At 63.7% G+C, this 20,247-nt stretch carries 18 protein-coding genes; 16 read left to right on the top strand and 2 right to left on the bottom strand.

Annotated features, from left to right (window positions below; translation table 11 throughout):
- Positions 1–92: 92 nt before the first annotated feature.
- Together AC3WJM_RS12110 and AC3WJM_RS12115 are read right to left on the bottom strand one after the other, a co-directional pair.
- Complete coding sequence (locus AC3WJM_RS12110) at positions 93–1,184, bottom strand: polyprenyl synthetase family protein (RefSeq protein ID WP_059389150.1); 1,092 nt, start codon at positions 1,182–1,184, stop codon at positions 93–95.
- Positions 1,181–1,309 (bottom strand): hypothetical protein, encoded by a 129-nt coding sequence (locus AC3WJM_RS12115; RefSeq protein WP_306963697.1) that lies wholly within the window; start codon positions 1,307–1,309, stop codon positions 1,181–1,183. The genes AC3WJM_RS12110 and AC3WJM_RS12115 overlap by 4 nt, the downstream gene beginning before the upstream one ends.
- Positions 1,310–1,391: 82 nt before the next feature.
- Here AC3WJM_RS12115 and AC3WJM_RS12120 point away from each other — a divergent pair, with 82 nt between their 5' ends.
- The 16 genes from AC3WJM_RS12120 to ftsZ all read left to right on the top strand — a co-directional run bounded on the left by AC3WJM_RS12120 (position 1,392) and on the right by ftsZ (position 20,215).
- On the top strand, positions 1,392–1,694 hold the full coding sequence (locus tag AC3WJM_RS12120; protein ID WP_306963698.1) for a hypothetical protein: 303 nt from the start codon (positions 1,392–1,394) through the stop codon (positions 1,692–1,694).
- A gap of 182 nt (positions 1,695–1,876) precedes the next feature.
- Positions 1,877–3,079 (top strand): DNA polymerase IV, encoded by a 1,203-nt coding sequence (gene dinB, locus AC3WJM_RS12125; protein ID WP_492271979.1) that lies wholly within the window; start codon positions 1,877–1,879, stop codon positions 3,077–3,079.
- Between the two features lie 235 nt (positions 3,080–3,314).
- Positions 3,315–3,680: an SCO2097 family morphological protein gene (locus tag AC3WJM_RS12130; RefSeq protein ID WP_059389148.1), complete on the top strand. Its 366-nt coding sequence runs from the start codon at positions 3,315–3,317 to the stop codon at positions 3,678–3,680.
- 377 nt (positions 3,681–4,057) lie between these two features.
- Complete coding sequence (mraZ, locus tag AC3WJM_RS12135; RefSeq protein ID WP_059389147.1) at positions 4,058–4,489, top strand: division/cell wall cluster transcriptional repressor MraZ; 432 nt, start codon at positions 4,058–4,060, stop codon at positions 4,487–4,489.
- 179 nt (positions 4,490–4,668) lie between these two features.
- Positions 4,669–5,667, top strand: coding sequence for a 16S rRNA (cytosine(1402)-N(4))-methyltransferase RsmH (rsmH, locus tag AC3WJM_RS12140; RefSeq protein WP_306963702.1), 999 nt, complete (start codon positions 4,669–4,671; stop codon positions 5,665–5,667).
- Complete coding sequence (ftsL, locus tag AC3WJM_RS12145; protein WP_492271967.1) at positions 5,664–6,329, top strand: cell division protein FtsL; 666 nt, start codon at positions 5,664–5,666, stop codon at positions 6,327–6,329. Before rsmH ends, ftsL begins: the two co-directional genes overlap by 4 nt.
- A 54-nt stretch (positions 6,330–6,383) precedes the next feature.
- Entirely contained in the window at positions 6,384–8,180 is a 1,797-nt protein-coding gene (locus tag AC3WJM_RS12150; protein WP_492271968.1) for a peptidoglycan D,D-transpeptidase FtsI family protein, read from the top strand.
- A gap of 141 nt (positions 8,181–8,321) precedes the next feature.
- Complete coding sequence (locus AC3WJM_RS12155; RefSeq protein WP_492271969.1) at positions 8,322–9,959, top strand: UDP-N-acetylmuramoyl-L-alanyl-D-glutamate--2,6-diaminopimelate ligase; 1,638 nt, start codon at positions 8,322–8,324, stop codon at positions 9,957–9,959.
- A gap of 6 nt (positions 9,960–9,965) precedes the next feature.
- Entirely contained in the window at positions 9,966–11,456 is a 1,491-nt protein-coding gene (locus AC3WJM_RS12160) for a UDP-N-acetylmuramoyl-tripeptide--D-alanyl-D-alanine ligase (protein WP_492271970.1), read from the top strand.
- Positions 11,453–12,562 (top strand): phospho-N-acetylmuramoyl-pentapeptide-transferase, encoded by a 1,110-nt coding sequence (gene mraY, locus AC3WJM_RS12165; protein WP_236816883.1) that lies wholly within the window; start codon positions 11,453–11,455, stop codon positions 12,560–12,562. Before AC3WJM_RS12160 ends, mraY begins: the two co-directional genes overlap by 4 nt.
- Positions 12,544–14,145 (top strand): UDP-N-acetylmuramoyl-L-alanine--D-glutamate ligase, encoded by a 1,602-nt coding sequence (gene murD / locus AC3WJM_RS12170; protein WP_306963710.1) that lies wholly within the window; start codon positions 12,544–12,546, stop codon positions 14,143–14,145. The genes mraY and murD overlap by 19 nt, the downstream gene beginning before the upstream one ends.
- Positions 14,146–14,147: 2 nt before the next feature.
- Positions 14,148–15,452 (top strand): putative lipid II flippase FtsW, encoded by a 1,305-nt coding sequence (gene ftsW / locus AC3WJM_RS12175; protein WP_492271971.1) that lies wholly within the window; start codon positions 14,148–14,150, stop codon positions 15,450–15,452.
- 6 nt (positions 15,453–15,458) lie between these two features.
- On the top strand, positions 15,459–16,565 hold the full coding sequence (gene murG / locus AC3WJM_RS12180) for an undecaprenyldiphospho-muramoylpentapeptide beta-N-acetylglucosaminyltransferase (protein ID WP_306963713.1): 1,107 nt from the start codon (positions 15,459–15,461) through the stop codon (positions 16,563–16,565).
- The gene (murC, locus tag AC3WJM_RS12185) at positions 16,562–17,935 is read left to right on the top strand and encodes a UDP-N-acetylmuramate--L-alanine ligase (RefSeq protein ID WP_492271972.1); all 1,374 of its coding nucleotides are present in this window, start codon (positions 16,562–16,564) and stop codon (positions 17,933–17,935) included. The genes murG and murC overlap by 4 nt, the downstream gene beginning before the upstream one ends.
- On the top strand, positions 17,928–18,767 hold the full coding sequence (locus AC3WJM_RS12190; protein ID WP_059389144.1) for a cell division protein FtsQ/DivIB: 840 nt from the start codon (positions 17,928–17,930) through the stop codon (positions 18,765–18,767). The genes murC and AC3WJM_RS12190 overlap by 8 nt, the downstream gene beginning before the upstream one ends.
- Before the next feature lie 215 nt (positions 18,768–18,982).
- Complete coding sequence (gene ftsZ, locus AC3WJM_RS12195; protein ID WP_284991578.1) at positions 18,983–20,215, top strand: cell division protein FtsZ; 1,233 nt, start codon at positions 18,983–18,985, stop codon at positions 20,213–20,215.
- The last annotated feature ends 32 nt before the right edge of the window (positions 20,216–20,247 follow it).

Below are 20,247 nucleotides of genomic sequence, written 5' to 3' on the forward strand. Positions count from 1 at the left end.
CCCCCCCCCCCCCCCCCCCCCCCCCCCCCCCCCCCACCACTGTATTTAAGGCAGGTATTTAGACTGCCCTTAACGCGGAATTATGAAAGAGTTCACGCGGCCCGGCTGACGGCGGCTTCGGCCAACTGCCTGAGCGCGGTGAGGGGGAGGTCCGCCAGGGGGAGGCGTTCCAAGGCCTCGAAAGCTTCGTTGCTGAGTTCCTCGATCATCGCCTCCGTGGCTTCGAGCGCTCCGCAATCCACAATGATCCGCCTGATTTCGGCGACCTCGGCCTCTCCAAGGTCCTGCCTTCCGAGCATCGTATCGATGTAGCTCGAATCATCCGCAGCGGCCTGGTTGATGGCGAATCCCACCAGGACCGTCCGTTTGCCTTCGCGGAGGTCGTCTCCCGCGGGCTTTCCAGTAGTCCCGGGATCCCCGAACACTCCCAAGACGTCGTCGCGGAGCTGGAATGCTTCACCAAGGGGCAACGCGAAAGCGGAATATCCTTGCAGGAGCTCTTCGCTGGCACCGGCCAAGGCGCCCCCAAGGGCCAAGGGGTGTTCCGTTGAGTATTTCGCCGACTTGAAACGGATGATGGACTGGGCGCGATCGACGGCCCCCGCGCGATCCCGCACCGGACCCGCGACTTCCTCGAGGATGTCCAGGTATTGGCCGGCCATGACCTCGGCGCGCATCAGGTTGAAGATCCGCCGCGCAGCCGTGCCGGAAGCGGCCCTGCTGCCGATCTCCGTGAACGCCTCCTCGCTGAACGACAAGCAGAGGTCTCCGGTGAGAATCGCGGCCGCGTGTCCGAAGCGTTCGCTGTCCAGGGCCCAGCCCTCGCCCTCATGGAGCTGGCTGAACCGCTTGTGCACACTCGGACCGCCGCGACGTGTATCAGAGCGGTCGATGATGTCATCGTGAATCAGGGCTGCGGCCTGGAAGAGTTCCAAAGCGCAGCCGGCCGTGATGATGTCGGGATGTGCGGACTCACCTCCGGCACCCCGCCACCCCCAGTAGCACATCAAGGCCCGGAGCCGTTTGCCACCGGTCACAAGGCTCGTGATTGAACCCATGAGGGGAGCGACATCTGGGGAGATGGTGGCCATCGTTTCTTGTTGCACCCCAAGGAAACCGTTGAGTTTGGCGGCGACATCGGCCACAAAACGGCTCTGCTCCGAACCCAGGCTCTCCGCGGTCACTTGATTGACCCGGCGGCCACGTTGGCACCGATGGTGAACGTGGATTTGCCCGCGGTTTCCACCACCGAGATATTCACTGTTTCATTGTCGCCACGCAGGAAGTCCTTTGATTTGATACTTCCCACGGTGCTTCCGGGGACTTCCTTGAAGCCTTGCGCCGTGAGCGCGGAGGTATAAAAGGCCACAACTGCGTCAGACGGGGACGCAATGGTGCCGACCAAGGCCACCGACGCCGGCGAGGAGTTCTTGTCGAAGCTGCTGGATTCCACAGCCGCCTTGGGCATCAAGGGAATCAGTTGCTGCGGGAATCCCGGGACCAGGGAGCCGACTGCCGCCGAAGCTCCTGAGGCAGCCGTGGACGCGGTGGCCTGTGCCGGACTTGCCGAGGCAGTGGCCGCCCCGGACGATGTTGGCGCCGCCCCTTGGGATGCCGTGCCTGCCGGGGACGACCCGCAAGCCGAGATGGTCAACGCGACGCCCGTGGCCAACAAGGCCAAGCTGACGGGTTGAGGCTTTCCAAAGAGCTTCACAGGGATTTCCTCCTGGGGACGACGCCGGATGCTGCCTCCAGTTTAGGGCGCCGGATGCGGCCACCAGTAACCAGTGCTGCGGCATAGGATTTCCTTGTGAGACCACGAGCAGAGAACAACGGGCGGGGTCCCGGACAGGAATTCGCCCCGGATCCCGCTGCCCTGCGGGAACTGAGGCGCACCAGCATCCTCCACGTGGACATGGATGCCTTCTTTGTCTCGGTGGAATTGCGCACCCGGCCTGAACTCAAGGGGAAACCCGTCATTGTCGGTTTTCCGGTGGATCGCTCCGTTGTGCTGTCCGCGTCCTACGAAGCGCGCGCGCTCGGTGTGAAGTCTGCCATGCCCATGGCCAACGCCATGCGGATGTGCCCCAACGCGGTCATCATCGAACCCCGCCATAGCCTCTACTACGATGTGTCCCGGCAATTGATGGGAATATTCGAATCGATAACGGACCTCGTGGAGCCCTTGAGCGTCGACGAGGCGTTCCTGGATGTCGGTGGCGCAATCAGGCGGCTTGGTCCGCCTCTCCAGATCGGCCATCTGATCCGGAGCCGCGTTGCCTCCGAGCTGGGGATCACTGCGTCCGTGGGAATAGCCACCAACAAGTTCGTTGCCAAAATCGCATCTACGCGCTGCAAACCCGACGGACTGCTGCTCATTGAGGAGGGGCAGACCGTAGCCTATTTGCACAGCCTGCCCGTGAACGCCTTGTGGGGAGTCGGGGCCAAGACCGCCGACGTTCTGGCCAGGCTGGGGATCCGTACCGTGGCTGACGTTGCGGCCACGCCGCTTGCTTCCTTGAAAAAGGTCCTGGGAGCTTCGGGCGAGCACGTCCACCGATTGTCGATGGGCTTGGATCCCCGGCCGGTCACGCCTATCCGGCTCGAGAAGAGCATAGGTTCCGAAGAAACGTTCGCTGTCGACACCCCGGATGACGCGCTCCTCCATCGCGAGTTGCTGAGGCTCTCCCACCGGACCGCGTCACGGCTCCGGACAGCCGGAATGCTGGCCCGGACCATCGCGCTGAAGTTGCGCTATGCCGATTTTTCGACAATCAGCCGGAGCAAGACAATGCATACGCCGGTCGATAGCGCCCAGTTGATCTATCAGGTGGCGAGCCAGTTGCTGGAGTCCTTGGGGGAGCGGCCCATGAGTGTGCGCCTTATAGGAGTCCGGGCCGAGCAGCTCGAAGCGGCGGAACACGCCTCGCTGCAGTTAAGCTTCGATCGCAGGGACGACAACTGGCGGGCGGCTGAACAGGCGCTTGACCGTGTCACCGAGCGATTCGGCAGCAAGACTGTCCTTCCGGCGACGCTTTTGGAGCCGCACGCGGAGCCCGACAGGCCGGGTTCTCCCTAGGCTTCGAAGGGCCCACGAGTGCCCTGCGGCGTGTCTTTCAGAACAGCGGCCAACAAACTATCCTAGAGATACACAGATTTAGACCGTCTGGATAAATTGCCATGTTGCGTCTGTTCCGTGAGACCGTGTTCACAAGACCCGGTCTTCGGGAACCCTTTTTTGGGTTCGTCCGTTCAAGGGAACAGAGGCAACGGCCGCGGCGTATCCAGACGCTGGCCGACTAAAGGAGGTCGCGATGCCCCTATCGGAGCACGAACAGAAGCTCCTCGAGCAACTCGAGAAGCAACTGCATGAGGACGATCCGAAGTTTGCCAATTCAATGGGCTCTGACCCCATTCGTTCATGGTCGACCAGGCACATCGTTATTGGCGTTCTAGGCACTATCGCCGGAATTCTCTTGTTGTTGGTAGGTGTGTCCTTGCAGAACATCTTCCTTGGCGTGCTGGGCTTCATCGTGATGGGCGCCGGCGTCTACTTTGCCACCCTGAGAAGGGCAGCCGGCGGGAAGTCGAAGAGCGCCAAGCCGGGCAAGTCGAAGAACTCGTTCATGAGCAACCTCGAAGAACGCTGGGACGAGCGCCGCCGCGGCGAGGAGAGCTGAGCGCTCCACCAAGGGGCTTGGCCTCCACTCGGAAGCCGAGTCCTCCACATTGCACCACCAGGCTCCGGCCTGATTGCGAAAAGACCCGAATATCGGGTCTTTTCGCATTTAACGCCGCGCTCGCACCGCGAGCGAGCCCATAGGCGCGACTCCCATGCCGCCGTCATGCACTTCCCTGCAGCGCCGCCGCAAAGTCTCCTCCACCACCAACCACCCCTGAGATCCACGTGTTTTCAGGCTCCTGCATTCGAATGTGGGGCAGAAACACGCCGGATTGCGTTGACTGTGGGGGCTTGTGGAGTAAAGTGGAGCAAGTAAGAGGGTAGTGGCGGCGTGGGGCAGGTACGGGCACCTTTACGGATGGGGGCGGTGGGCCAGTGTTTCTTGGCACGCATTCTCCCCGTCTGGACGAAAAGGGCCGGATCATCCTTCCCGCCAAGTTCCGCGAGGAACTTGCTGACGGCTTGGTGCTCACAAGGGGCCAGGAGCGTTGCATCTACGTCTTCAGCCAGCGGGAATTCGAACGTATTCACGAGTCCATGCGGGAGGCCCCCATCTCCTCCAAGCAGTCACGTGACTACATCCGGGTTTTCCTGTCCGGAGCCTCTGACGAGGTACCTGACAAGCAGGGGCGCGTGACGATTCCGCCGGCGCTCCGGAGCTACGCAGGTCTTGAGCGGGAATTGGCGGTCATTGGCGCCGGAACCCGCGCAGAGATCTGGGATGCCCAGGCTTGGGATGAGTACCTGGCCGAGAAGGAAGCCGCCTTCTCGGAGACCGACGACGACAACCTTCCCGGATTCATTTAGAAACCGGGACAGGAAGCAGCAATGCTTCTTGGACGGGATCTCCAGCCGCCCATCACATAGTTTTCCTGGCTCACCTTCCCCGGAGCCAGGCGGACGCTGCGATAGGCGCGGATGGGGATCCGGCTCAAGAAGCGACCCGCCCGACTGACAGACGAACGAATCAGCTCTGAGGAGGCCGCATGGAGGAGCACGACGCGCCAAAACCCACCTCGGAGCGACATGTACCGGTCCTGAAGGACCGGTGCATCAATTTGTTGGCACCAGGTTTTGAGGCCGCCCGCAACCGTGGCGAAACGCCCGTCGTCATCGACGCCACGCTGGGAATGGGTGGCCACTCCGAAGCGATGCTCCAGCGGTTCCCCGATCTGCATCTTGTTGGGATAGACCGGGACGAAGAGGCCTTGGCCCTCGCCGGTGAGCGCCTGCGACCCTTCGCGGCCCGCACCGACCTGGTACATGCCGTCTACGACGAAATCGAAGATGTCATCGCAGATCTCGGAATACCGGAAGTGCACGGCATCCTCATGGATCTGGGTGTGTCTTCCCTCCAATTGGACGAGCGGGAGCGCGGCTTTGCCTACTCCTACGACGCCCCGCTGGATATGCGGATGGACACGAGCCGCGGCCAGACCGCTGCCGACGTCGTCAACAACTATTCCGAAGAAGACCTGGTGCGGATTATCCGCAAGTGGGGCGAAGAGAAATTCGCCGGCAGGATCGCAAACCGCATCGTCACGGCGAGGGCGATCAAGCCCTTCGCCACCACCGGTGAACTCGTCGAGCAGATCCGCGGCGTTGTTCCTGCGGCCGCTGCGAAGTCCGGCGGGCATCCGGCAAAGCGGACTTTCCAGGCCTTGCGGATTGAAGTCAACGAGGAACTCGACGTCCTGGAGAGGGCAGTGCCTGCCGCTCTCGCGGCCTCGGCAATGGGCGGACGAGTAGTAGTGATGTCGTACCACTCACTCGAGGACAAGATCGTCAAATCGGTCTTCCAATCCCGGTCCAAGTCATCGGCCCCGCTCGGCTTCCCTGTGGAGCTGGAAGAACATAAACCCGAATTCAAGACCCTGACCAAGGGCACGGAAGTGCCCACACCTGAAGAAATCGCCGAAAACCCGCGTGCGGCATCCGCCCGCCTGCGGGCCGTGGAACGCATCAAAGCGAGGAGAACAGCATGAGCACCGCTGCCGCGAAGATCCTGCCGACCACGGTGGGGAACACCGCGCGTGCCCTGCCCACCCGGGGACCGGAACGCGACACGACCCGGAAGGCGCGGACGCCGCTCTCGCTCGTACAGAGTGTTCCCGGACGACGGCGGACTCCGTTCGTCGTCTTTTGCTTCGGCGTGCTGGCGGCAGCCCTGTTGACTGTCCTGGTGCTCAACATCTCCGTTTCCACGGCACAATACGACCTTGTGAAACTCAGGAATGACGCCGCGTCCCTGAACAAGCAGAACCAGGATCTGACACAGCAGGTCCAGAACTACCAGGCTCCCCAGAATCTTGCCGCCAAGGCCGCAGAATTGGGAATGGTAGCTTCCACTGCCACGGGACAGATCGATCTGGACAACTTGACAGTCACAGGAAAGGCCACGCCGGCAACCAAGGGACAGAATCCCGGTGCCGTCATCGCCGCCCCTGCGGTCGCAGGCCAGTCCAGCGTCACACCTTCGGCACCCGCCAAGAACGATTCACTGGACAGCCGCAAGCCCAACGGGGCCGCCGACTCCACGCCGGCCAAACCGCAGGCGCCCGCGGCTCCGGCGGCTCCCAAGCCGCCGGTTGTGGATCTCCACGGTGGTTCGGTCCCCGCTCCACAGCAGAAGGTACCAGGGCAGTAGCGTCCAGCCGACCTGATTTCAGGTAAACAGCAAGGCAAGCAGCAAGGAATCGACGTGGTGCAAAAAACCGGCAAATCGAAGAACAAGAGAACGCCGGCGGCGAAGAAGCGCCTGCGCCTCGGCCTCGGAATCATGCTGACGTTGTTGCTGGTGGTTGGGGGCAAGTTGTTCCTGGTCCAGGGACTCGACGTCGGCGGAATGGCCGAGGCTGCTTACAACAACCGGCTGACCACCACCGTCCTGCCCGCCGAACGCGGCAAGATCCTTGACGCCAACGGCACCGTGCTGGCCAGCAGCGTGATCCGCTACAACATCGTGGTCGACCAGACCGTCAACACCAACACCTCTGAGTTTTCGCGCTACAACACGCAAACCCAAGCCATCGACACGATCTCGAGGACCCAAGGGATAGCAGAACTTTCCAGCGCCCTGGGCATGGACGTCAACCAGGTAACGCAGGCAGTGACCGGCGACAAGAAATACAACATCGTGGCCAAGGAAGTGAAGCCCGATCTCGAAGACCGGATTTCCCAACTGCATATCCCCGGTATCGTCTCCGAGGGCATCAGCAAGCGCGTCTATCCAAACGGCAGCGTCGCGGGTGGCATTATCGGCTTCCTCAAAGATGGCACCACGGGCCAAGCCGGACTTGAGCAGACCCAGGACGACCTCCTGCGCGGCAAAGACGGCAAACGCGTCTTTGAGATCGGCGCCGACGGCCTCCGTATCCCCGTGGCAACCGATCTGCTGACCCCGGCCGTCAATGGCAAAGACGTCAAGCTGACGCTGAACACGGACATCCAGTACTTTGCGCAGCAGGCCATCCAGACCCAGGTCAACCAGCTCAATGCCGAGTGGGGATCGATCGTCGTCGAGGACATCAAGACCGGGAACCTCATTGCGATGGCGGACACGAATGCCCCGGATCCCAACGACCCGGGCAAAGTGGCGGCCGCGGACCGCGGCGTGCGGTCAGTGACGGCTGCCTATGAGCCTGGCTCGGTGGAAAAGATGATTACGGCGTCGGCCGCGATCAATGAAGGAAAGTCCAGCCCGCTGGACACTGTCACCATTCCGCCGGCTTTGACCATCGACGGTCAGACTTTTACCGATGCGTTCGACCATGGAACCGAGCAGAGGACCCTTGCCGGCATCCTTGGATATTCGATGAACACAGGTACCGTGATGATCGGCAGCCGCCTGAGCAAGCAACAGCGTTACGACTACCTCACCCGCTTCGGTATCGGGCAAGCTCCGGACATTGGCCTTCCCGCCGAAACCTCAGGCATCCTGGCCAAGCCCGATCAATGGGATGACCGCCAGCAATACACCGTGCTGTTCGGCCAAGGCGTTTCACAGTCCACGCTGCAGACCGTCCGGGCGTACCAAAGCATTGCCAACGACGGCGTGATGCTGCAACCGCGGCTGATCGACGGCTACGTCGGAGCCGACGGAGCCGAGGAGAAAGTGCCTGCCAAGGATTCCCAGCAAGTCGTTACCAAGGAAACCGCGCAGCAAGTGCGGGACATCCTGGAGAGCAACGTCACTATGGGCGAAGTGAAAGATGCCGCCATCGACGGATACCGGGTGGGCGCCAAGACAGGTACGTCCCAGGCACCGCGTGAAGATGGCCTCCCTGGCTTCGATGGCTACACCGCGTCGATCGTGGGCATGGCGCCGATGGACAATCCGCGCTTCATCGTGGAGGTCGTCCTCCAGCGGCCCAAGGGCAGCATTTACGGCATCACCCAAGGACCGATTTTCCGCTCGGTCATGGGCCAGGTCCTGCGTACCTACAACGTCCCGCCGTCCACCGGCACGCCGGCGCGGTTCCCCCAGTACGCCAAATAGGGCCAGCACGGCAAGTAGTTCAGTTTCGCCAAGTAAGCTTGTTGGGCATCTGTCCGGCCACATTTCGATCCAACCATGCCGTTCGCGGGAGCCCAGAGGGTTCCCGTGCGGCCAGTTTTACGAGTACCAACGGAGACCACCTTGTCAGAGCAGAATGATGCCGTATCGATCCCTACAGGGAACCCGCCGGCTACCGACAAACCCGGCTTCCGTCCAGCCGTCGTGGCGCCTGTTCCCCTGGAAGCCGTCGCCTCGTCCCTCGGAATCGCGCTGCCGCCGGACTCCGCCGACACGTTGGTGAAGGGGGTGTCCCTCAACTCGCGCACCGTGGAGCCGGGAGACTTGTACCTGGCGCTGCCCGGTGCCACGCGCCACGGGGCCGACTTTGTCAGCCAAGCGGTGGCAGCCGGTGCCGTGGCCGTCTTGACCGATGAGGACGGCGCACGTCAATTGGCCCTTGAGGATCTTGCTGTTCCCGTTCTGATCGTCGGCAATCCCCGCGCAGGCGTCGGTTCACTCGCGGCACTCGTTTATCGAAGCCAACCACTGGATGGGGTTTCGCCGACGCTTTTCGGTGTAACCGGTACGAACGGCAAGACGACGACGACGTATTTCATCAACTCCCTGCTCCGCGCCTTGGGCATGAACCCGGGATTGATCGGGACGATTGAAATTCTTGCGGGGGGTGAGGCCATCCCGAGCCTGCTGACCACGCCGGAATCAACGGATGTCCATGCCTTGCTCGCCCTCATGCGCGAACGCGGGCTGGAGGCGGCTTCCATGGAGGTCTCCTCCCATGCCCTGTCGTTCCACAGGGTCGACTCGGTGACGTTCGACGTTGCCGGCTTCACCAACCTGACACAGGACCACCTCGATCTCCACGGAAGCATGGATGAGTACTTCCGGACCAAGGCGGAGCTGTTCACCAGCGCGCGCGCACGGCGGGCCGTAGTGACCGTGGATGATCCGTGGGGGCGCCAGCTGGCCGATGAGGCGGGAATTCCCGTAACCACGCTGTCGGCCACCCCCGGGGGCGGAGCCGACTGGACGGTGGAGTCGGCCAAGCCGCGGGGGCTTGGAACGGACTTCGAATTGCGCCACCGCGACGGAACGGTCCTGCGCGTCCATACAGGATTGCCAGGGGACTTCAACGTCGCCAACGCGGCGTTGGCCACCATTATGGTGCTTGACTCCGGCATCGAGCCGTCGGCACTGCAGGCGGCTCTCGACGTGCACGATCCCTTCACCGTTTCCGTACCCGGCCGGATGCAACTGATCTCGGATGCCCCGGCTGCCGTCGTCGATTTCGCGCACAACCCGGACGCACTGGCGAGGGCCCTCAAGGCCGTGCGCCCGCAGGCCCCCGGATCCCGCGTGATCGTCGTATTCGGCGCCACAGGACAGCGCGACCAGGGCAAGCGGCCGACCATGGGCGCCATAGCCGCCCGGCTCGCCGACGTCGTGATTGTCAGCGACGACGATCCCCATGATGAAGACGCTGCTGCGATCCGTTCGGAAGTCATCGCAGGGGCCCGTGCCGCCCGCGAGTCGGAAGACCTTGACTGCGAGATCGTGGAAGCGTACCCCCGGGACGTCGCCATCCGCCAAGCCGTGGAACTGGCCACTGAGAAGGACACCATCCTGGTCGCCGGCCGCGGCCACGAGGTGTGGCAGGAAGTGAAGGGCGTCAACCTCGCCCTCGACGACCGGGTGGAACTGCGGGCGGCCTTGACAGCCAGGGGATTCAAGGTTTCCACGGACGAGCGGATAGAGTCCTAGACCGAGATGATTGCACTTACTGCGGCGGAGATCGCCGATATTACCCATGGCCGATTGGCAGCGGACCCGGGCATTGTCCCGGCGTCCGTCGTTACCGACTCCCGTGAGGCGGCCGCTGGATCGTTGTACGTGGCCAAGCCCGGAGAGAACGCCGACGGCCACGCCTATGTGGGCGCCGCCTTTGAACGCGGGGCTGTCCTGGCGCTGACCGAGCGCGACGTTTCCGACGACGACGGCCGGCCATACCCCGCCGTCGTCGTCGATGACGCCGTGCTCGCCATGGGTGCCCTGGCTGCGGAGTCCGTGCGCCGCATCCGTGCCGAACGTGCGGCCCAGGGAGAGCCCTTCACTGTCATCGGCATCACGGGCTCAGCGGGCAAGACCACCACCAAGGACCTGCTCGCGGGCATTCTTTCCCGGGCCGGTGCCACGGTGGCTCCGCAGGGTTCGTACAACGGTGAAGTCGGCGTGCCGCTCACCGTGTTCGGAGCCGATGCGGGCACCCGCTACCTGGTGATCGAAATGGGGGCAACCGGGATTGGCCACATCAAATACCTCGCCGAGATGGTCCAACCGGACATCGGCGTCGTTCTGTGCGTCGGCACCGCCCACGCCGGCGAGTTTGGTGGCGTGGAGAACATCGCGAAGGCCAAGGGCGAACTCGTAGAGGCGCTGGGGCGGGACGGAACCGCCGTCATCAACCTCGACGACGCGCGGGTCGCCGCCATGGTCTCCCGCACCCAGGCCACAGTGCTCGGAACCACCGCTACCGGCATTCCCGGCTCCGCAGTCGAGGCCCGGAACGCGGATATCGACGAAAACGGCCACCCGGAATTCGAGCTCTTCCTGCCCGACGGCGGGGCTCCCCATTCCGTCCACAGCAAGCTCATCGGTGCGCACCACATCACCAACCTGCTTGCCGCTGCGGCCGCCGCGTTCGCGGCTGGCCTCCCTGCGGCCGGGATCGCCGAGTCGCTGAGCGAGCAGTCGCCCGCCAGCCGGTGGCGGATGGAACGCACTGAGCGCGCGGACGGCGTCACCATCATCAACGACGCGTACAACGCGAATCCGGAATCCATGCGCGCAGCATTGCGCACCCTCGCCGACCTCGGGCAGGGACGCCGCACGTGGGCAGTGCTTGGCGCGATGTTGGAACTCGGCGAAGATTCCATCCGCGAACACACGGCTGTGGGTACGCAAGTGGTCCGCTTGAACATTTCCAGGCTCGTGGTGGTTGGCCGGGAAGCCCGGGCGCTGTATGTTTCCGCGATCCAGGAAGGCTCCTGGGGCGACGAGTGCATCTTCACCGAAACGGCCGACGAGGCCTACGAACTGCTGCAGGCTGAGCTCAAACCGGGCGACTTGGTGCTTTTCAAGTCCTCGAACGGGGTCGGCCTAAGGCATTTGGGGGATCGGATAGCATTACCTCCACAGACCGGTACGAGTGCGAACACCGCGGCTGCAACTGCCGCCAATGAAGGGAACGAGCTGCTGTGATTGCACTGTTGATCGGCGCGGGCGTCGCCCTCCTGGTGGCCCTGGTTGGCACGCCACTCTTCATCCGGTTCCTCGTCACCAAGGGATACGGCCAGTTCATCCGCGACGATGGACCCACCTCCCACCACACCAAGCGTGGTACCCCCACGATGGGCGGGACAGTCGTGGTGGCCGCGGTGCTCATCAGCTACGGGTTGACCCACCTGATCATGTGGATGATGAACCCGCGATCACCTGGCCCGTCCGCCTCGGGACTGCTCTTGTTGTTCCTGATGGTCGGTATGGGATTCGTTGGTTTCCTCGACGATTTCATCAAGATTTCCAAGCAGCGCAGCCTCGGACTCAACGCCAAGGCGAAGCTGATTCTCCAAGCGTTTGTCGGCATTGTCTTCGCAGTGCTCGTCCTGAACTTCCCCGACTCGCAGGGGATCACGCCGGCCTCCACGCATATTTCGCTTGTGCGGGACATTCCCTGGCTGAACTTGGCCTTCGGGGGCACCGTCCTCGGAGCCATCCTGTTCGTCATCTGGTCGAACCTGATCGTCACTGCGGCAACCAACGGCGTCAACCTGACGGACGGATTGGACGGCCTCGCGGCCGGTGCCTCCATCATGGTCTTCGGAGCCTACACACTCATGGGAATCTGGCAGAACAACCAGGCATGCGGTTCACCCCGCGAGGCGGGCAGCGGTTGCTATTCGGTCCGCGACCCGCTCGATCTGGCGCTGCTGGCAGCTATTTGCAGTGCCGCGTTAGTGGGCTTCCTCTGGTGGAACACGTCCCCGGCGAAGATCTTCATGGGCGACACCGGTTCCCTGGCAATCGGCGGTGCCGTGGCCGGCTTTGCGATCCTCTCCCGCACGGAACTTCTTTTGGGCATCATCGGCGGGCTCTTCGTCCTCATCACGCTGTCGGTCATCATCCAGGTGGGCTACTTCAAGGTCACCAAGGGTAAGCGGGTCTTCAAGATGGCCCCACTTCAGCATCATTTCGAACTCAAGGGCTGGGCCGAAATCACGGTGGTTGTCCGATTCTGGATTCTTTGTGGACTATTCGTGGCCGCAGGCCTTGGGATTTTCTATGCTGAATGGGTGGTGCTGCTGTGAGCGCAAGTCCTCAAACCAAGCCTTCTGCCAATGACCGGCTCAAGGACCTCGTCAGTTGGGATTCCGACTGGAAGGGCCTCCGTGTCGTCGTGACCGGCATCGGTGTGTCCGGATTCGCGGCCGCCGATACCTTGATCGAACTGGGCGCACGCGTGGTGGTTGTCGACGCGGCGACGAGCGCCAAGGCCCTCGCGCAGGCGGACACCTTGAAGATCGTCGGCGCAGCCGACGTCCTCCTCGGCCAAGATGCAGTCAAAACGCTGCCCCGGGTGGACGGTGAAAAGGCCGAGCTCGTCGTGACGTCGCCGGGCTGGCGCCCGGACCAGTCCCTCCTGGCAGCTGCCAAAAGGGCCCACGTACCGGTGTGGGGCGACGTCGAACTCGCTTGGCGGGTGCGCGAACGCCAGGGCCGCAAGACGGCGGACTGGCTCACCATCACGGGTACGAACGGCAAGACCACCACGGTGGGCATGACCGAGGCGATGCTGCAGGCAGCGGGGCTCAAGGCAATCGCCGTGGGGAATGTAGGCACGCCCATCCTGGACGCACTCCGTGACCCAGTGGAGTACGACGCCTTCGCTGTTGAGCTTTCCAGCTTCCAATTGCACTGGATCGAGTCGCTTTCCCCGGTGGCGAGCGTCTGCCTCAATGTCGCCGAGGACCACGTCGACTGGCACGGCTCCTACGAGTCCTACCTCGCGGACAAGGCAAAAATCTTCGAGAACACGCAGAAGGCGTGTATCTACAACGCCGAGCAGATCGAGACCGAACGCATGGTGGAAAACGCCGACGTGGTCGAAGGTTGCCGGGCGATCGGTTTCACCACCCTGACTCCGGCGGTCAGCATGCTCGGCGTCGTCGAGGGCTTGCTCGTGGACCGCGCGTTCATCGAAGAGCGCAAGAGTTCGGCAGAGGAACTCGCGTCCCTGGCGGACCTGGGCCCGGCCGCGCCGCGACACATGGTTGCGAACGCGCTGGCCGCCGCCGCGCTGGTGCGCGCCTATGGCGTCGAACCGGCCGCAGTGCGGGAGGGCCTCAGGAACTATCTCCCTGGAGACCACCGCATCCAGCCTGTGGCCAAGCAGAACGGCGTGCTCTGGGTCAACGACTCCAAGGCGACCAATCCGCACGCAGCTTCTGCTGCCCTGTCGGCGTTCGACAAGGTCGTCTGGATCGCCGGCGGTCTCTCCAAGGGCGTCAACTATGACGAGTTGGTCGAAAACAACGCGCACAGGCTCAAGGCAGTGGTGCTGATCGGCTCCGACACCGCGGACCTGGAAGCCTCCCTCAAGCGACACGCAGCGGATGTGCCCGTAATCGGGCAGCCCAAGGGCGACACTGAAATGGTGCAGTCCGCCGATTCAGCTGGTACCGCCGCGGAACCGTCTCCGATCTTCGGCGACACCGTGATGGCCCACGCTGTCGAGTCGGCAGCAAGTATCGCCGAGTCCGGCGATACGGTGCTGATGGCCCCGGCGGCTGCCTCCATGGACCAGTTCTCTTCCTACGCTCACCGTGGCGATGCTTTCATCCGGGCAGTGCGCGAGCTTGTGGAAGGCCAGGCACAGACCACCGAGGAGTAACAATGGTCAGCACGCCCACGCGCAGCGGGCCCGGGCGGACCCGGGCCGGCAAGGCAGACCCCCCCGGACGCGCGGGAGGCGTTGGGCGGGCTTCGCTGCCGTCCCGCATCCGCTCGGGGATTGCCGGGTTTTGGTCGACTCTCGAGGGAAGCGGTAAATCGAGCGGCGGGTCAACCTACTACTTGATTCTTGGTGCTTCGCTTGCGCTGACGGCCATCGGGATCATCATGGTCCTGTCGGCGTCGAGCGTCGAAGCGATTGCGGCCGGCGAATCCCCATACTCCATCGCCACTAAGCAAGGCATGTTCGCCGCTATCGGCATCGTCGCGATGCTGGTGCTTTCGAGGGTCAATGTCCTGTGGCTCAAGCGATTCGCGTGGCCCTCGATCATTCTTGCCGGCGCCTTGCTGGTGCTGGTTCTGGTCATCGGCAAACGTGTGCTGGGCAACCAGAACTGGATCGAGATCGGCGGCTTCACCTTCCAGCCATCGGAGTTCGCCAAGTTCGCGCTGGTGCTCTGGATGGCCACGGTTCTTTCCGTCAAAGCAAAGCTTCTGGACAAGTGGACGCACGCGCTGATCCCGGTCGTTCCGGTCTCCGGCGCCATCATCACCTTGATTGTCCTCGGACATGACCTCGGAACCTCCCTGGTGGTCATGCTCATCATGGCTGCCGGATTGTTTTTCGGCGGCGTCAACTTGAGGCTCTTCGCTGCGGCCGGCGGAGTTGCCGCAGCTGCCGCCCTGATCCTGGCGTTCACGAGTGGAAACCGGATGTGCCGGATCACCTCATGGATGGGGCAGAGCTGCGCGGGGGCGAGCGACATCGGCTTCCAGAGCGAACAGGGGCTCAGCGCCCTTGCTTCGGGAGGTTGGCTTGGTGTCGGACTCGGCCAGAGCCGGCAAAAATACCAGTGGATTCCCGAAGCCCACAACGACTTCATCTTCGCTGTCATCGGGGAAGAACTCGGGCTTGTGGGGACGATCGTGGTCCTGGTGCTTTTTGCCTTGCTCGCGGTTGCGATCTACCGGGTCGTCAGCCACCAGGAAGACTTGTTCGCCCGGGTGCTCGGCGGCTCGATCATGGCGTGGATGCTTGGACAGGCTGCGATCAACATGGCCATGGTGGCAGGGTTGCTCCCCGTGATCGGCGTTCCTCTGCCTTTCATTTCCTATGGCGGTTCAGCGTTGGTGATGTCGCTATGTGGCGTGGGCGTAGTGTTGTCTTTGGCCCGCGCCCAAATGGCTCCTGCCAGCCGTTCCAAGCCGCGCTGGCGATTTGCGAAAACTGCACGAAAGCGTACATAGCACTCCATGAATTCCCAGCCCAAGCCCCTCTCCGTGGTCCTCGCCGGCGGCGGGACCGCCGGACACATCAGCCCCCTGCTTGCCATCGCCGACGCCATCAAGTCGCTGCGGCCGGACGCGAAGATCCTTGCCGTCGGCACGCCCAACGGCATGGAAACGCGCCTCGTGCCGGCCGCCGGCTACGAGCTGGCCACGATTGACCGGGTTCCCTTTCCCCGCAAGCCTTCCGCGGATCTGCTCAAACTGCCCGGCAGGCTCGCGGCGGCCGTCAAGCAAGCCGGTCGCATCCTGGACGACGCACAGGCCGACGTCCTCCTCGGCGTCGGCGGCTATGTCTGCACTCCCATGTACCTCGCGGCCTGGCGTCGCAGGATCCCCATCGTCATCCACGAGGCCAACACGCGCGCAGGGCTTGCCAACCGGGTAGGAGCCATGTTCACCAAGCACGTGGGTGTGGCCTTCCCGGAAACCCGGCTACGGCACGCCCGCCATGTCGGGATGCCCATGCGCAAGGCCATCGCCGGTTTGGACCGGGCGGCCTGGCGCGCGGATGCCCGGCAGTCGCTTGGCCTGGACGCCGGACAACCAGCACTCATCGTGACGGGCGGTTCCTCGGGCGCCCAGAGCATCAACCGCACCATCGCCGGTGCCGTCGCCGCTTTGGCGGATGCCGGTATCCAGACACTGCACATCACCGGCCGGGGCAAGGCAGTGACGAACGACGACGGCGCCCCCCTGGCTGCCGACGGCTACCACCAGGTGGAATACGTCGACGGCATGGAAAACGTCTACGCGGCAGCAGACGTCCTCCTTGCCCGATCCGGCGCGGCAACCGTCAGTGAGGTGGCCGCCGTCGGGCTCCCGGCAGTCTTCGTTCCACTGCCCATCGGAAACGGCGAGCAGGCAATGAACGCCTCCGCACTGGTCAAGGCCGGGGCAGCGCTTCTGGTCGACGACCGGGCCTTGACCGCGGAGTGGCTCAAAGCCGAGTTGATTCCCTTGCTCACGGATCAAGCCCGCCTTGAGGACATGGCCAGCAAGGCAAAGGAACTTGGCATCAGAAATGCTGATCAGCGGATGGCTGATCTCGTCTTGGAAGCGGTATCCGAATGACCCAGCCCCACGCAGACATCAATTCCCTCGGCAGGGTCCATTTCATCGGCATCGGCGGCGTGGGCATGTCCGCCGTCGCACGCATCATGGTGGCCAGGGGCGTTCCCGTGAGCGGTTCCGACGCCAAGGACCTGCCCGTCATGCAGGACCTCCAGTCGGCCGGGGCGCGGATCGCTGTGGGCTACGCCGCAGAAAATCTTCGTGACGCCCAGACCGTCGTCGCCGGTTCGGCCATCAGGGCGGACAATCCGGAGCTGGAAGCGGCCCGGGCGGCCGGTCTGCCGGTGCTCCACCGCTCCGAGGCCCTCGCAGCAACCATGGGCGCCGACCGCGTGGTGACCGTGGCCGGGACGCACGGCAAATCCACCACCACGTCAATGGTTGCCGTGTTGCTCAAGGAAGCGGGCCTGGATCCGTCGTTCGCCATCGGCGCCAACGTACCTGCCCTCGGTGTCAACGCCGCGCACGGCGCGTCGGATATCTTCGTTGCCGAAGCCGACGAATCGGACGGTTCCTTCCTCAACTACCGGCCCCTCATCGCCGTCGTCACCAACGTCGAGGCCGACCACCTGGACTACTACGGCACGCCTGAGGCCGTCTACGCCTCTTTCGACAGTTTCGCGGCACTCCTGCCCGCCAACGGCGTGCTTTTCGCCTGCGCGGACGACGACGGCGCCCGGGCCCTCGCGGAACGGACCCGCGCCGCAGGCAATACCCGGGTACTGAGCTACGGGACCGCGGAGGACGCCGATATCCGGCTGCGCGACGGGGGACCCGGCGACGTCAGGGTCTCCGTGGGCGGACAGGAATACCGGCTCGACCTCCAAGTGCCCGGGCGGCACAACGCCTTGAACGCGGCGGCCGCGTTCGGCGTCGCCGTCGAGCTCGGCGTGGCGCCCGGGGTTGCCGCGGCCGCCCTCGGCCATTTCACCGGAGCCTCGCGGCGATTCGAGTTCAAGGGGCAGGGGAGGGGCGTGCGTGTCTACGACGACTACGCCCACCACCCCACGGAGGTCCGGGCCGCCCTGTCCGCTGCCCGTTCCGTCGCAGGCGGCAACAAGGTGCATGTGCTCTTCCAGCCACATCTGTTTTCCCGCACGCGCGAATTCGCGGAGCAGTTTGCTGAAGCGCTTGGCGAGGCGGATACGGCCCTCGTGCTGGATATCTACCCTGCCCGCGAGGATCCCATTCCCGGGGTCACGAGCACCCTGATCACAGGGCGCCTCAAGAGCGGCAGGCTCGTTGCCGGCGGGCAGGAAGCGCTGGACGCGGTTCTCTCCGCGGCCGGCGAGGGCGACATCGTCCTCACCGTCGGAGCCGGTGACGTCACGGCCTACGGGCCCCGGATCGTGGAGCTGTTGGGTGGCTGACACCCGGAAGCCGACTTTCAAGCCGCAGGCGGGCACCCGGCCGGGAGTCGTCAGTGCTGAACGCAGCCTCGACGATCCCGTCGGTGGCCCTTCGGAGGCCGCCCGTGCGAAGGACAGCAACGTGCTGGCCTTTCCGGAACCCAAGGGACGCAAGCGCCGGAGGACAGTGCTCACGGCCTTGGCCATCATCGTCGCCCTTGTCGCCGGAATTATCGTTGCGGCGATCTACTCGCCGGTGTTCGCCGTGCGCACAGTGTCGGTCGACGGTACGAAGCTTCTCCAGGCGGGGAGCGTCCAGAAGGCACTCGAACCGGTGAAGGGAAAACCCCTTCCGCAAATCAACGACGCCGAGATCGCCGCGCTGCTCAAGCCCCTCGTCCAGGTACGTTCAGTCAGTACCGAAGCCCGGCCGCCGTCGGAACTCCTGGTCCACATCGTGGAGCGGGTACCCGTGGCCCTGGTGAAGAGCGGTGACAACTATTCACTGGTTGACGTCGACGGCGTCCAGCTCGGATCAACGGCCGATCCCGCATCGGTTGCCTTGCCGCTCATCGATGGGCAAGGAGCCAACCAGAATCTCTTCAAGGCGATCACGGCCGTTCTTGCGACGCTGCCGGCGGATGTCCTGGCGAAGATGGCCAACGCGTCGGCCTCGTCGCCGGACGCCGTCGAGCTCAAGCTCACGGACGGCAAGATCGTGGTGTGGGGGAATGCGGACGAGAAGGAGCTGAAGGCCCGCGTCCTCGAGGCCTTGCTCAAGGCTCCCGCCAATCCAAAAGTTCCGGTGAATGTCTACGATGTCAGCGCACCGAGGCACCCGTTCACCAAATAGACCATTTCAGGAAGTAACTTCTCTGACGTAGAGGGCTATTTTTCGGACTTTCACACGACACGCGGAGGCGGTCATTGAATGTCGGATTCATAGCCCATACCGTCACTTAAGAGTTACTTGACATAACTATAACCTTCAACTAGAGGGTTAAGGTCCAAGAATTCAAGTTGGACTCGATCTGTTTCGCTATAGGACACAAGCAAGGGGCACGAAACGTGGCAGCACCGCAGAATTACTTGGCCGTCATCAAGGTCGTCGGCATCGGCGGCGGTGGCGTGAATGCAGTTAACCGAATGATCGAAGTCGGCCTCCGCGGCGTCGAGTTCATCGCCATCAACACCGATGCCCAGGCTCTCCTCATGAGCGACGCGGACGTCAAGCTCGACGTCGGACGTGAACTCACCCGCGGTCTGGGAGCCGGCGCCAACCCCGACGTCGGACGCCAGGCAGCCGAGGACCACGCCGACGAGATCGAAGAGGTCATCCGCGGAGCCGACATGGTCTTCGTCACCGCAGGCGAAGGCGGCGGAACCGGAACCGGCGGCGCCCCCGTCGTGGCCCGGATCGCACGCTCGCTCGGCGCACTGACCATCGGTGTGGTCACGCGTCCCTTCACCTTCGAAGGCCGCCGGCGCGCCGGCTCGGCCGAGGCCGGAATCGACGCCCTGCGCGACGAAGTCGATACCCTCATCGTCATCCCCAACGACCGCCTCCTGTCCATCAGCGACCGTAACGTCTCCGTCCTGGACGCTTTCCGTTCCGCTGACCAAGTACTTCTGTCCGGTGTCCAGGGCATCACGGACCTCATCACCACCCCTGGCCTGATCAACCTCGACTTCGCCGACGTCAAGTCGGTCATGCAGGGTGCAGGCTCAGCGCTGATGGGTATCGGCTCGGCACGAGGAGAGGACCGCGCTGTCAAGGCCGCCGAACTCGCCATCGCTTCTCCGCTTCTGGAAGCATCGATCGACGGCGCCCACGGCGTCCTGCTTTCCATCCAGGGCGGCTCGGACCTCGGCCTGTTCGAGATCAACGAGGCCGCGAGGCTCGTGCAGGAAGTGGCCCACCCCGAAGCCAACATCATCTTCGGTGCCGTCATCGACGACGCCTTGGGTGACGAGGCGCGCGTCACGGTTATCGCCGCCGGTTTTGACGACCTCAAGGCCACCTCACCCTCGATGAACCAGCCTGCAGCCCAGCAGCCGGGTCAGCACCAGGCCCCTGCCGCTCCGGACCGTCCCGCGGCACCAACAGCTGCTCCGGCCTACTCTGCGCCGCAGCATGTTTCCGCCGGTGTCGGAGCTTCCGGCTTGAGCAACTGGGGCCAGCAGCGCCCGTCCGCCTTGCCCGCCGACTCGGGCTTCGACGTCGACCTCCCGGCCGTCGTCGAACCGGACCTTTCGGGAAGCCGCACCGACGACCTCGATGTTCCGGACTTCCTGAAGTAGCAGCTCTGTTCAAACCCACCCAGGAGAGTTAG

The sequence above is a fragment of the Arthrobacter sp. FW306-1B-G06A genome (assembly GCF_058781765.1).